10 protein-coding genes are annotated in these 12,574 nt (G+C 72.1%); 2 read left to right on the top strand and 8 right to left on the bottom strand.

Annotated features, from left to right (window positions below; genetic code table 11):
- The first annotated feature begins 14 nt into the window (after window positions 1-14).
- A complete protein-coding gene (locus AC5P1B_RS00695; protein WP_493884135.1) occupies window positions 15-866 on the top strand; it encodes an MBL fold metallo-hydrolase in 852 nt (283 codons plus the stop codon).
- A 92-nt stretch (window positions 867-958) separates the two neighbouring features.
- Here AC5P1B_RS00695 and AC5P1B_RS00690 read toward each other — a convergent pair whose 3' ends face one another.
- Genes AC5P1B_RS00690 through AC5P1B_RS00655 form a run of 8 tightly spaced genes read right to left on the bottom strand, consistent with a single transcriptional unit; the run spans window position 959 to window position 11,430 of the window.
- The gene (locus tag AC5P1B_RS00690; protein ID WP_493884134.1) at window positions 959-1,759 is read right to left on the bottom strand and encodes a thioesterase II family protein; all 801 of its coding nucleotides are present in this window, start codon (window positions 1,757-1,759) and stop codon (window positions 959-961) included.
- Window positions 1,756-2,880: an alpha/beta hydrolase gene (locus AC5P1B_RS00685; RefSeq protein WP_493884133.1), complete on the bottom strand. Its 1,125-nt coding sequence runs from the start codon at window positions 2,878-2,880 to the stop codon at window positions 1,756-1,758. Before AC5P1B_RS00685 ends, AC5P1B_RS00690 begins: the two co-directional genes overlap by 4 nt.
- Window positions 2,877-3,116 (bottom strand): acyl carrier protein, encoded by a 240-nt coding sequence (locus AC5P1B_RS00680; RefSeq protein WP_493884132.1) that lies wholly within the window; start codon window positions 3,114-3,116, stop codon window positions 2,877-2,879. Before AC5P1B_RS00680 ends, AC5P1B_RS00685 begins: the two co-directional genes overlap by 4 nt.
- Complete coding sequence (locus AC5P1B_RS00675) at window positions 3,113-5,188, bottom strand: HAD-IIIC family phosphatase (RefSeq protein ID WP_493884131.1); 2,076 nt, start codon at window positions 5,186-5,188, stop codon at window positions 3,113-3,115. Before AC5P1B_RS00675 ends, AC5P1B_RS00680 begins: the two co-directional genes overlap by 4 nt.
- A complete protein-coding gene (locus AC5P1B_RS00670; protein WP_493884130.1) occupies window positions 5,185-6,207 on the bottom strand; it encodes a 3-oxoacyl-ACP synthase III family protein in 1,023 nt (340 codons plus the stop codon). The genes AC5P1B_RS00675 and AC5P1B_RS00670 overlap by 4 nt, the downstream gene beginning before the upstream one ends.
- Entirely contained in the window at window positions 6,204-9,230 is a 3,027-nt protein-coding gene (locus tag AC5P1B_RS00665) for a type I polyketide synthase (RefSeq protein WP_493884129.1), read from the bottom strand. The genes AC5P1B_RS00670 and AC5P1B_RS00665 overlap by 4 nt, the downstream gene beginning before the upstream one ends.
- On the bottom strand, window positions 9,227-9,568 hold the full coding sequence (locus AC5P1B_RS00660) for an acyl carrier protein (RefSeq protein WP_493884128.1): 342 nt from the start codon (window positions 9,566-9,568) through the stop codon (window positions 9,227-9,229). Before AC5P1B_RS00660 ends, AC5P1B_RS00665 begins: the two co-directional genes overlap by 4 nt.
- A 35-nt stretch (window positions 9,569-9,603) precedes the next feature.
- Window positions 9,604-11,430 carry a fatty acyl-AMP ligase gene (locus AC5P1B_RS00655; RefSeq protein ID WP_493884127.1) on the bottom strand — a complete coding sequence of 609 codons (1,827 nt, stop codon included), beginning with the start codon at window positions 11,428-11,430 and terminating at the stop codon, window positions 9,604-9,606.
- A 271-nt stretch (window positions 11,431-11,701) separates the two neighbouring features.
- On the opposite strand from AC5P1B_RS00655, the gene AC5P1B_RS00650 reads away from it, so the two are divergent.
- A complete protein-coding gene (locus AC5P1B_RS00650) occupies window positions 11,702-12,493 on the top strand; it encodes a 4'-phosphopantetheinyl transferase family protein (RefSeq protein WP_493884126.1) in 792 nt (263 codons plus the stop codon).
- Window positions 12,494-12,574 lie beyond the last annotated feature (81 nt).

The following is a 12,574-nucleotide window of genomic DNA, read 5'->3' as shown; positions in this document are numbered from 1 at the left end:
GACCAGGGAGATCCATGGCGACGATCGAAATCCTCCTGCCCGGCTTCGCCATCGACACCGACCAGGGATACCCCGCGTTCTGCGGTGTGTTCCTGATCCGCGGCCGGGACGCCGGCGGGCGCCTCCGGCACATCCTCGTGGACGCGGCCCACGTCGGGCGGCGGCCCTTCCTGTGGAACGCCCTCGCCGCGCGGGGACTCACCGCCCACGACATCGACACCGTGGTGCTCACGCACGCCCACTGGGACCACGTGCAGAACATCGACCTGTTCCCGCAGGCCACCCTGCTGATCCACGCCGACGAGCGGAGGTACGCCCACACACCCCACTCCAACGACTGGGCCACCCCGTCCTGGACCGGGCTGATCCTGGAACAGCTGCCCATCCGCGAGGTCGAGGACGGTCAGGAGATCATCCCCGGCGTCTCCGTCATCGGCCTGCCCGGGCACTCCCCCGGCAGCATCGGGATTCTGGTGGACACCCCGGAGGGGCGAGCCGCGATCACCGGCGACGCACTGCACTTCGCGTACGTCGCGCAGACCCGGCGCAACCCTCTCGTCTTCTGGGACGCCGACCAGGCCACGCGCAGCATCGAACGCGTCGTCGAGCAGGCCGACGTCATCTACCCCGGCCACGACCGCCCGTTCCGCCTCACCTCCCGCAACGAGATCGACTACCTCGAACCGTTCGCGCTGTCCCTCACCGGGGTGCGGCCCGACACCGAGGGGCTGACCTTCGCGGAGAGCTCAGAACGCCCGGTATGGGTCATGCCCGGTATCCAGGAGCAGCGGGCGCGCTACGAGAAGAACGCCGAGGAGATCGCGGGGCGGATGGCCCAGGTGCCCCGCGTCATCCGCCCCGGCTGAGCACGGGCTTGGGGCGGGGCGTACGGGCGGTCGAGCGCACGGCGGCACGCACGTACGGCACTACGGCAGTACAGCGAGCGGCGGTACGGCGTTCAGTGCCGCCGCTCCGCGATGAGCGTGCGCAGTGAGCTGTTGAGTTCGCGGAAGAACGGTCCGGGCTCCTCCCTCGGGAAGAAGTGGCCGCCGGGCACCGTGGTCATACGGAAGCGCGACGCGTAGCACTCCCAGGCCCGTACCGCCGAGTGGGGCACCAGCTCGTCGTGCGCGCCCGCGAACGCCTGGACGTCGAGCGGCAGTCGGGCCTGACTGCCGCTCGGGTCCGGCAGACCCGCCCGCTGATGGCTGGCACAGATCCGCAGATCGTCCCGGACGGTCGGCAGCAGCGCGCGCAGCCACTCGTCCTGGCCGAGGAACCGCGGGTTCAGGCCGCCGATGTCCACCAGGAAGCGGGCGAGGTCCTCGTCGGAGTACTGGTCGGGCGGCGGCAGCGGCGGCGCGAGGTGCGGTGCGCCGTAGGCGCCGACGTACAGGACCAGTGGTGGCCGACGGCCACCGCGGACCCTGGCGGCCACCAGCGCGGACGCCACCAGGGCTCCCATGCTGTGCCCGTAGAAGGCGTACGGACCCTCCAGCCAGGGGTCGAGGTCCCGGTCGAGGGCCTCAGCCAGCGTCCCGACATCGTGGAAGCGGGGTTCGCCATAGCGGGACTCACGGCCTGGCAGCTGCACCGGCAGGACATCGACGCCCGACGCGACCTGGTCGGGCCATCCGGCGAAGAACGAGGCGCCGCCGCCCGCGTGGTGGAAGCAGAACAGCCGGAGGGCGGCGTCCCCGCGGGGTGTCCGGGTGAGGCCGGCGGCCACCGGTGTCGTGGTGTCCGGGGTGGTGTTCACCGGCGGCTTCCCTCCGCCACGCGAGCGTCGGCGCGACCCATCCGCAGGGCACGGGCGGTGGCCGCCGCGACGCGCCGTACTCCGCTCGCGACCCCGATCATCCGCAGGGCCTGCGAGAGGACCCACAGCCGCGTCTCGTTCACGTGGTCGGTCGATCCGTGCGCCACGTCGTTCTCCACCAGCCGCAGATCCGGCACGGTCCGCTCCAGCAGACCCACTTCCGAGTAGGGGACGATCTCGTCGGCCCGGCTGGTGACATACGCGAGGGGAATCCGCGTCCGGGTGAGCTGGTGGTCGGCCAGGCCCCACTGGCCGAGCGCTTCTGGCAGCCTGGCCGTCGGGATTTTGGTGAGGCGGGCCAGGGTGTGGGCGGCGATGTCCGGCAGCGCCGGGCCGCCGACGGTGCGGCTGAAGAAGTCGCGCACGGGTGCCCCGACCGTGGCCAGGCCCTTGATGCGCTCGTCCTCCAGCGCGCGGCGCAGCGCCATGTGCCCGCTGAAGCTGAGGCCGATGACGCAGGTGCGGGAGGTGTCGGCGACCCGGTCGACGAGGTCGAGGAGGTGGGAGAGCATCCGAGGGCTGTCCGTTCCGTAGGTGAGGGTGTTCTCGCCGACTCCGGGCATCTCGGTGACCACGACCGCGGTCTCATAGCGGCGCGCTTCGGCGAGCAGCGGGGCCCACTGTTCCTTGGTGCTGAAGATGCCGCCCATGACGATCAGGAGCGGCAGCCTGCGCGCCGCGGAGAGACCGGCTGCCCAGCAGGCGAAGGTGCTGCCGTCGAGCTGGGTTTCCAGCCGCTCGATGCCGCCGGCGCGTGAGCGCCACCGGTCGAAGGCGGCCACGGCGGCGCCCTGGGCGTCGGCCCTGGCCTGGTCGTCCGGGTAGGGGAAGCGGGCCATGGTGTAGTAGCGGGCGGCGTGCAGGTCGCGGCCGCGCGCCTCAGCCGCCGCGGCGAGCGAGGACCACTCGTGCGTCCAGCTGCCGGGGCCGTCGCCGTGGGCGTCGCGGAGGCGTCGCATGAGCCGGCGGGTCTGTTCGCCGGGGATGTTCTGGGCGGTGGCGTGCGGCAGCGCGAACCGGCGCAACTCCGGCAGCGGGATGTCGTGGGCAGTCGTCATCATCCCCGCACCGCCACCTGGTGTATCTGCCGGAAAGTGGTCGCTTCCAGTAGGTCGGCCACCGGAACCCGCCGCCCCGTGATGCTCTCCACGACGGTGATCAGGCGCAGCAGGTGCACCGAGTCCCAGCTGGGGAAGTCGTCCAGGGGCCGGTCGAGGTCGCCGGGCTCCAGGGGGAAGCCCAGCTCGTCCGCGAGCAGTTGGAGGAAGTCGGTGGTGTCCAGGGTCACGGTGCTCATGCGCGGTTTCCTTTCCGCTCTGTCTCCGGGGAGTCCAGCTCTGTCTCAGCGGGGTGCCGCTCCGTCTCAGCGGGGTGGCTGCGGTCTGTCTCCGGGGAGGCTTGCGGCCCGTTCCCGAAGGAGCTGTCCAGCCGCAGGTGGGCGGGGGCGCGCTCGATGGTGCGCAGATCGTGCCGGTGGAGTACGTCGAAGCCTTCTCCCGCGCCCAGTTCCGCCGCGTTGAAGCCGTGCCGTACGTAGAAACCGGCGAAGGCGGCGTTCCTGGCCGCCGGCCGGTAGCGTCCGACGGCGCATCGGGCGCCGGTGGTACGGGCGTGTTCGAGCACCGCGTTCAGGCACGCGCTCTCGATGCCACGGGAGAAGACCCGGCAGCTGAGCACGAAGTTCTCGATGAGCAGTTCGTCACCGTCCCGGCGCAGGAACAGGGCACCGACCAGGCCGTGGTCACCGAACCTGTCGTGGGCGCGGACCGCCAGCACGCTGTGGCCCGGGCGTTCGCCCCACTCCCGCACCTCCTCCGTTTGGAGCCGCTGGGTGGCGAGGTGGAACTGGTTGGTGCGCAGGGTCAGTTGCGCGACGCGCGGCAGCTCGGCCTCGTCCGGCGGCCGCAGGGTGACCTCAATGCCGAGGCCGTGCAGATACTCGGTGTAGGAGCCCGCGTCCTCGCGGAAACCGTGCCGCTGTGCCTCGGTGCGGTAGAGCCCCGCGCGCCGGCGGTCCTCCTCGGTGAGTTCGGGCAGGTCGAACCAGCCGTCGGTGAGCAGCGCCGACGGGTGCAGGGCGGGTTCCTCGTCGACACGGACCACGGCGACCTCGGGCAGTTGCTCCCTGACCAGGCCGCACTCGAAGAGGCTGTCGTCGACGAACACGAAGCTGTCCAGGCCGAGGTTGACGCGCTCGGCGATGTCGCGCAGGTTGTCGTGCTTGGCCGACCAGTTGGCGTTGACGGTGACGAAGTCCGTCTCGCGCAGCACCATCGCGGGGTGATCGCGCAGCGTGTCCTGGACGTCGCGCGGATCGTTCTTGCTGCTCACCGCGAGCAGTACGCCCTGGGAGGCGAGTTGCTGGAGGACGCGCTGGAACTCGACGTAGGCCTCCCCGCGCAGACCGCCGCCGACCTCGATGCCGTCGGGGCCCTTCTCACCGAGGACTCCGCCCCACAGCGTGCCGTCGAGGTCGAGTACCAGGCATTTGCGGGTCCGGCCCAGCCGGTTGCGGACGAGGTGGCCGACCTCGCGGGCGTAGCAGGCGAGCAGCCCGTCGGCGAGCCTGGCCTTGGCGTAGAGGCCGGTGCGCGGCTCGTACGCGGGGACGCCCTCGCTCAGCAGCGGGTCGAGGTCGATGGTGGTCACCTGCGGGTACTGCCCGGCGAGTGACAGCAGCCCGGTGTTGAACTCGCGCCACACCGCGCCCAGCCGGGAGCGCGAGTGCAGGTCGATGAGCTGGTGGGTGTACCGCCGCAGCAGCGGCACGGTGTTGAGTACCAGGGCTCCACCCTCGTTGTTCTGGTGGGCGCGGACGGCCTGGCCGATGAGGGCGAGCCGGTCCCGGGCGGCGGTTTCGACGTCTTCCACCCGCCAGGGCGCGGGCACCTCCTCGAAGACCGTGTGGGCGTCGAGGAGGCACAGGGTCAGTGGCGGCCGGTCGGTCGGGGTGGGGAGGGGTTCCAGCAGGTCGCGCAGGTACGAGCCGTAGGTCGAGACCACCGGGTCGAGCAGCAGGCCGTGCCGGGCGAGCTCGGCGGTGAGGGGCGCGACGAGCGGGGCGACGGTGGACTGTCCGGTGATGGCCGTGGTGACGACGGGCACCTCGGGGTGGGCGCTGCGGATCGCGTCGCGGTCCAGGCGGGACAGCAGCTGTCCCGCGGCCGGCAGGTCGCCGTCGGGCACTCGGGCCAGCAGCGTACGGACGGAGCCGTACCGCTCCTCCAGGCGGCCCGCGGCGTACGCGGCGCGCAGTTCGCGCAGGGCTCCGGGGTCCTGCCAGCCGCCGAGCTCAACGGCGTCGGGGGCGTGGGTGGCCCCGGCCTCCCTGGGCGGGGTGGTCGGGGTGCTGTGCTCGGTCGTGGTCATCGGCGCTCCAGGGCGATACCGGACTTGATCCACTTGCTGGACTCCACGGCGACGGCGATCGCGCGCCCCGGCCCCTCCCACCGCTCCAGGAGCTCGGCGAGCTGGAGGAACGGCAGGGCGTTGCCGTTGTTGCCGACCGTGCGCACCACGTGGATCTGCTGGGCTTCCGGGACCGGCATGGCGGCGCCGATGCGGTCGCTCATCCGGCCGGAGAGCTGGGGCGGGAGCAGGTAGTCCACCTGGTCGGCGGTCCAGCCCAGGTCCTCAAGCAGTTCCCAGAACATCTGCTGGGCGAGGACCGGCACCGCCTGCTCGATGGCCTTGTAGTCCTCGGACAGCGCGGGCTTGTCGCTGTACCGGTCGCGGAGGCCGAACCAGTCGATGACCTGGCCTGGTTTCTTCCCCATGCCCACCAGCCGGTTGAGGACCTGGGGGACCTCGATGCCGTGGCCGAAGGACTCGTTGCTGAGCACCGCCGCGCCGGCCCCGTCGCCGAACAGCACGTAGTTGACGAGTTCGGCGGAGGTGACGTCGCTGGTGTCGAGGTTGGTCTCCAGGTGCTTGGTGCACACGTCGCCGCCGATGACCAGCACCGTCCCGCAGCGCCCGGCGAGCAGCAGACTGCGGGCCACGTCCAGGGCCTGGACCGCTCCGGAACAGCCGGACTGGAGCTGGTAGGTGGGGACGTTGTCGATGCCGAGCCGGTCGGCCACCAGGTTGACGGTGGCCGGCATCAGCTGGTCGGGAGTGGCCGTGCCCATGACGACGCAGTCGATGTCGGCGGGCTCAAGGGCCGCTTCCGACAGCGCGCGGTCGGCGGCGGTGGCGGCGATGTCGGCGAGGGAGAACCGGGCCTGCCCGGTCGCGAGATCGACGGCGAAATAGCGGCTGGTGTTGCCGATGAACATCTCGGCCCACTGCTCATCGACGCCGACGAGCTTGGACAAGGTCGCGTTGTCCACCGGTTCGCCGGGCAGGCAGGTGCCGACCGAGGCCAGATGCACGGTAGGGAGGGTCATGCGGCAGGTCCTTTCATCGCGAAGGCCGGTACCAGCGCCGAGGCGCGGTCGCGCAGATACCGGCCGAGGTCGCCGACGGTCTCCAGGCTGGCGAGCAGCTCTTCGACGGGGAGGCTGCCGAGCTCCGGCAGCTCGTTCTCGATGCGGGTCTTGAGCTCCATCACTCGGATCGAGTCGAAGCCCAGGTCCTCGTGCAGCCGGGAGGCATCGTGCACCTGGGACGGTTCCTGTCCGCCGACCTGGCACACCAGGCGGCGTGTCAGCACGGCGAACGGGTCGGCCGGTTCGCCACCGCCGGGCGGCTGGAGGGCGTCGCCGCCGCCGGTGCGCGGTGCTCCCGCGGCCGCCGCGCCCTCGGCGCGGGAAGCGGGCACGGCCGGTTGCTGGGCGGACCCGGAGCACCAGGCGCGGAACGAGTCGTCGAACACGTAGGGCGGCAGGCGCCTGGGGACCCGGTCGGCTTCGCCGTAGAGGGCGTCCCAGTCCGGGGCGAGACCGGCGCACCACAGCTCGCCCAGCAACTCGTACGGGCGGAGTGGTCCCGCGCGGTTCCCCGGGTGCGCCGTGTGGCAGCTCGCCTTGCTCGACGACGGCCTGAGCCGGGCGAGCAAGGGGGTGAGGGTGCCGCGCGGGCCGATCTCCACAATGTGCGTCGCACCGGCGCTGAACAGCTCCTCCGCGGCGTCCGCGAAGCGCACGGGCGCGGTGATCTGCTCGGCCCAGTAGTCCGCGTCCATCAGCTCGTCGTCGGCCAGCCGCCGGCCGTGCCGGGTGGAGAAGACGGGCGTGCTGATGCCGCGCACCGGCACGTCCGCCGCCGCACGGCGGAACTCCTCGACGACGGGCCGCATCAGCGGCGAATGGAAGGCGTGCGAGACGGTGAGCGGGCGCAGGGTCACGCCCCGGTCCGCCAGCTCGGCCCGCAACTCCTCCAGTTGGGCGAGGTCACCGGAGACGGCTGTGGCGTCGGGGCCGTTGATCGCGGCGATGCCGAGCAGCGGCCGGTCCGCCAGCAGCGCGCGCACCTCGTCGGCGGCCAGCGGGACGGAGGCCATGCCGCCGCCGTCGGGCAGCGCTCGCATCAGGGCGCCGCGCCGTGCGACGAGCCGGGCGGCGGAGGCCGGATCGAGGGCTCCCGCCACGCACGCGGCGGCGAACTCGCCGATGCTGTGCCCGATGACGAGGGAGGGTTTGATCCCGGCTTCGATGAGCGTGCCCGCCATCGCGTACTCCAGCGCGAACAGCGCGGGCTGCGCCAGGTCCGTACTGTCCACGCGCTCGTCGCCGTCGAGCACAGCGTCGCGTACGGACAGCCCCAGGTGGGCGGAGAGCAGCTTGTCGATCTCGTCGAACAGCCGGGCGTAGACGGGCGAGGTGGCGTACCAGGAGGCGGCCATGCGCGGGTGCTGCGCGCCCTGCCCGGTGAAGGCGAAGGCCACCACGGGGGCGGTACGCGCCACCCCCGGCCCTTCGGTACGCTCCGCCGCCTCGCGCAGCCCCGCCACCAGCTCGGGCAGGTCCTTGGCGGCGACCGAAGCGCGGTGCGGCAGCCGGGACTTGACCCGGTTGCTGGTCCAGCACAGCTGGGTGAGGCGGTCGGCGGGCTGCCGGGCCAGCGCGTCGGCCTGCGCCAGGAGGTTGCGGCGCAGCAGCTCCGGTGAGCGTGCGGAGACGGTGAACACGCCCGGCGCCCCGGCTTTGGCCTTGCGGACCGTGCGGGGCGCGGAGGACAGCACCACGTGGGCGTTGGTGCCGCCCATGCCGAAGCTGCTGACGGCGGCGTGCACGGTGCCGGAGGGCAGTCGCCGCGGGGACCTGAGCAGCGACATCCGGCGCTCGGCCAGCCTCAGCTTCGGGTTCTCGTCCTCGGCGAACCTGCTCGGCGGCACCGTCTTGTGGTGCAGCGCGAGGACCGCCTTGATGAGTCCGGCGATACCGGCCGCGCCCTCCGCGTGCCCGAAGTTGCTCTTGACCGAGCCGAGCGCGATGGTGCCCCGGGGCCGGTCGCCCGTCAGATGGCCGAGGGCCTGCGTCTCGATCATGTCGCCGAGGAGGGTGCCCGTGCCGTGTCCCTCGACGAAGCCGATGTCGTCGGCGGTGACCCCGGCGGACCGCCATACGCTCGCTACGAGTTCCTGCTGGGCCCAGCGGTTGGGTGCGGTGATGCCGTTGCTGCGCCCGTCCTGGCCGACTCCACTGCCGTTGAGCACGGCGTATACGGGCTGCCGGTCGGCGAGGGCGTCGGCGAGGCGGCGCAGGACGAGTACGGCGACGCCTTCGGCGCGGCCGATGCCGTCGGCGGAGGCGCTGAACGGCTTGCACCGTCCGTCGGGCGCCGACAGGCCCGCCTGGGTGTAGAAGATGTTGATGACCGGGGTCATGATCAGGTTGGTGCCGCCCGCCAGGGCGTAGCCGCATTCGCCCGCGCGCAGGGCGCCGATGGCCAGATGGACGGCGACGAGCGAGGAGGAGCAGGCGGTGTCCACGGCCAGGCTGGGGCCCTTGAGGTCGAGGTGGTACGAGACCCGGTTGGCGCCCATGAAGTAGCCGTTGCCGGAGCCGTGGCCCGCGGTGATGCCGTCGTAGTCGGCCAGTTGCAAGAAGGCCCACTCGTTGGCCATCACCCCGACGAACACCCCGGTCGGGGTGCCGGCCAGGTCCTGCGGGGCGACGGCCGCGTCCTCGATCGCGCGCCAGGAGCACTGAAGCAGCAGCCGCTGCTGCGGGTCCATGGCGGCGGCCTCGCGCGGAGAGATCCCGAAGAAGCCCGGGTCGAAGGCGTCGGGGTCGTCGATGAAGCCGCCGCGCAGGGTGTTGCTGCGGCCGGGCGTCCCGGCCGGGGACGGACCGGCCGCGGGGTCCTGGGGCGGGGCGTGGTACCGGGCCGCGTCCCAGCGCTGCTCGGGGACGGGGCCGGTACCGTCCCTGCCGTCCATGAGGAGTTCCCAGTACTCCTTGGGGTCGCGGGCGCCGGGGAAGCGGCAGTCGAGCCCGACGACAGCGATCGGTTCAGGCTCGGTCATGCGGCTCCTCCGGCGCTGGCGGCGTGCGCCCCGTTCAGCTGCTCGGTGAGGTGGGTGGCGAGCGCGTGCACCGTGGGGTAGTCGAAGGCGATGGTCGGGGAGACCGCCAGCAGATAGCGCTGCTCGATCTCGCCGCAGATGCTGATCGCCGCTACCGAGTCCATGCCGTAGTCGGCGAGCGGCGTGTGCGGGTCGATATCCTCCGGCGCCCGGTCCAGGTGGAGGGCCACCCGGTCGATGAGCCAGAGTTCGAGGTGCGGAGCGGTCCGCTCGGACAATGGGATTCCCAGTGCGTCGACGGGGGTGGCGTACAGGGTGGCGGTCTCGGAGCTGCGCATGAGGTGGATCTCCCTTCTGCGTACGGATGGGCTGATCACGGGTGGCTGGGGGCGGCGGCGGGCCCGGCGGCGGCGACATCCTCGTCGCCGTCTGCCTCGTCGCCGTCTGCGAACAGGGCGGCGACCTGGGGTTCCAGCCGCTGGTACAGGACGGGCAGCGCACCGTCGAGAAAGAGCTGCCGCATGAGCGTGCGCTGAGTTTTGCCGCTGGTCGTCTTGCGGATCACCCCGGGGCGCACGAGCACGACGCTCACGGAGGGAAGCTGGAACTGGCGGCTGAGCAGCCCCTGGACGTCCGCGGCCAGCCCGGCCGGCTCCCCCTCCTCGTAGCCCTGGGGGCGCAGCTCCTGCACGACGACCACGCGGTCACTCGCGCCGTCGAAGACGCTGAACACCGCTCCGCCGCCGTGCCGGTAGGCCGGTCCCGACTCCTGCACGGCCTGTTCGATGTCCTGGGGGTAGAGGTTGCGTCCGCGGTGGATCAGCATTTCCTTGATCCGCCCGGTGACGTACAGCTCTTCGTCGAGCAGGGCACCGAGGTCGCCGGTGCGGAACCAGCCCTCGCGCCCGTCCGCGGTCGTCGCCCGGAACATCTCGGCGGTGAGCTCGGGGCGGTTCCAGTACCCGGAGCACACCGAGGGCCCGCGCAGCCAGATCTCCCCCACCCGCCCGTCGGGCAGCACCTGGCGGGTCATCGGGTCCACGATCAGGATGTCGGTGCCCTGGGCCCGGCCGCTGCTGACCAGCTTCCTGGTCCCGCGGTCGGTCCGCGCGGGCAGCAGATCGTCCTGCTCCAGCGCGTGGGTGTCCACGGTCAGCTCGACGTGCGTCTTCTCGGTGTCGCCACCACTGACCAGCAGGGTGTTCTCCGCCAGGCCGTATACGGGGAGCAGGGTCTGGGGACGCAGCCCGTGGGCGGCGAACCGCTCGGTGAAGGCGCGGAGCGTGTCGGCGCGCACCGGCTCGGCTCCGTTGAGGGCCACGCGCAGGCACGACAGGTCGAGTCCCGCCGCCTGTTCCTCGGTGACCCGGCGGGTGCACAGCTCGTAGCCGAAGTTGGGCGACGCGGTGCCCTCGACCCGGTAGTCGTGGATCATGCGCAGCCAGCGGTGCGGCTGCTTGATGAACGAGATGGGCGACATCTGCACACTCGTGCCGCCCACCCACAGCGGCTGCATGGTCATCCCGATGAGCCCCATGTCGTGGTAGAGCGGCAGCCAGCTGCCCGCGACGACGCCCTCCGGGGTGATCAGGGCCTTGCGGATGGCCTCCTGATTGGCCGCCAGGTTGGCGTGGGTGACCATGACGCCCTTGGGCTCGCTGGTGGAGCCCGAGCTGTACTGCAAGAAGGCCACATCCGTGTCGCTGACCTCGGGCATGAGCCAGTCGCCGGGGTCACCCGTGTCCTCGCCGCTCGCCGCGAGGCACGCCACCTGCTGCTGCCCGGAGGAGGCGAGCCAGGCCGCGATGGCCTGCTGGTACTGAGGCTGTGTCAGGACCGTCCCCACCGAGGCGTCGCGCAGAATGCCGCCGACCCGGGCCAGCCGCTCCCCGGGCTCGTCGGGGAGCGGCGCGGGAATGGCCGTACGCCCGGCGTAGAAGCAGCCCAGGAAGGCCGTGACGAATTCCAGTGTGGGCGGGTAGAGCAGCAGCACGGGGCGCGTGGGGTCGCCCCCGGCCTCCTCGCGCAGCCGGCCGGCCACGACACGGGCCCGGCGATCGAGCTCTCGGTAGGTGAGTTCCTCGGGCCGCATGCGCGGGCCGTCCTCATGCAGGTATACGAACGCCGCGCGGTCGGGGTGGCGCTCCACCCCGACGCGTACGGCTTCGGCCATGGTCTGGTGCTGCGGTTGCTGCGGCACGAAAAGTCCTTTCCGCTGTCATATACGCGGCTCCGCTGTCGGATGCGCGGGTTCTGCTGCGGCACCGGGTGCCACTCGCCTCCACATCGTGGGAGACCGCTGAAAAGGACCCCTAAAGATGTCCTTGCAGCGCACGTCGCAGGTGGGGCGTTTGACGGACAGGCCGGGGCCGGGCCGACTACAACAGTGTGTGTTCAAGCGCAAACACGGCGTGCTGGCACGGCGTGCCTGATGCCGCCCGTGCGGCGTCGGCGACAACGAGAGGGCTGCGGTGCGGGATACGAGGACGGGGACGGCTTCGGGTCAGGCGCCCGCCGGGGCGCGACCGCCGGTCGGCCCGTGGCCGCCGGGCGACGGGACCGGGGCGGCGTCGGCGCCGGGGCGGCGCCTCCGCGTCGACCTGCGGCACCACGGGTACGCGGTGCGCCACGGCCGGACATCCGACTGGGCGTCCTGGGCGGCGCGCACCGGGCAGGACGCGCGCGAACTCCTCGGCGCGGACTGGCCCCGGTACCAGGCGGCGACGGAACCAGCCGTGCGGGCCAGGCTGTTGGGCTCCCGCACGCTGCTGCGCCACGCCGTGGCAGCGGCGGGCGACCTCGACCCGGCGCGGGTGGTGACCCGGCGCGGCCCCTTCGGGCGTCCGGTGGTCCGCGAGCCCGCCGGTCTTGAGGTGAGCCTCAGCCACACCGCCGATCTGCTGGTGGTGGCCGTCGCCCGGGCGCGCAGGACCGGGGTGGACATCGAGGCGGTGGACCGGCCGCTGATGACACCGGGGCTGCCGGAGAAGGTCTGCCATCCCGAAGAGCTCGCCGCGCTGCGGGAGTTGCCGGTGGACGCACGCGACCGTGCGCTGCTGGGCGTGTGGACGCTCAAGGAGGCGTACGCGAAGGCGCTCGGCGTCGGGCTCCGGCTGGACTTCTCCAGCGTGCGCTTCCGGCTCCGGCGCGCGGGCCCGACCGGAAGCCTGTGGCACTCCCCCGAGGCGCCCGGCTGGCGGCTGCACAGCGGCATCGTCGCGGAACGGTTCCTGCTCAGCCACGCGGTAGGGCCGCTGCCGTGACGCGCGTCGCGCCCGGCGCCAACTGGCCGGTTCTCCATGTGAATTACGAGTCAACATTGTTTCGATACAGTGTTGACTCGA

The organism is Streptomyces sp. A01 (genome assembly GCF_059026195.1).
This window is presented reverse-complemented; position numbering and strand designations above follow the sequence as displayed.

Excerpts from the sequence above, each read along its gene's own strand:
- AC5P1B_RS00695 (WP_493884135.1), top strand. The coding sequence starts at position 15 with ATGGCGACGATCGAAATCCTCCTGCCCGGCTTCGCCATCGACACCGAC.
- AC5P1B_RS00675 (WP_493884131.1), bottom strand. The coding sequence starts at position 5,188 with ATGACCACGACCGAGCACAGCACCCCGACCACCCCGCCCAGGGAGGCC.
- AC5P1B_RS00680 (WP_493884132.1), bottom strand. The coding sequence starts at position 3,116 with ATGAGCACCGTGACCCTGGACACCACCGACTTCCTCCAACTGCTCGCG.
- AC5P1B_RS00660 (WP_493884128.1), bottom strand. The coding sequence starts at position 9,568 with ATGCGCAGCTCCGAGACCGCCACCCTGTACGCCACCCCCGTCGACGCA.
- AC5P1B_RS00670 (WP_493884130.1), bottom strand. The coding sequence starts at position 6,207 with ATGACCCTCCCTACCGTGCATCTGGCCTCGGTCGGCACCTGCCTGCCC.
- AC5P1B_RS00685 (WP_493884133.1), bottom strand. The coding sequence starts at position 2,880 with ATGATGACGACTGCCCACGACATCCCGCTGCCGGAGTTGCGCCGGTTC.
- AC5P1B_RS00665 (WP_493884129.1), bottom strand. The coding sequence starts at position 9,230 with ATGACCGAGCCTGAACCGATCGCTGTCGTCGGGCTCGACTGCCGCTTC.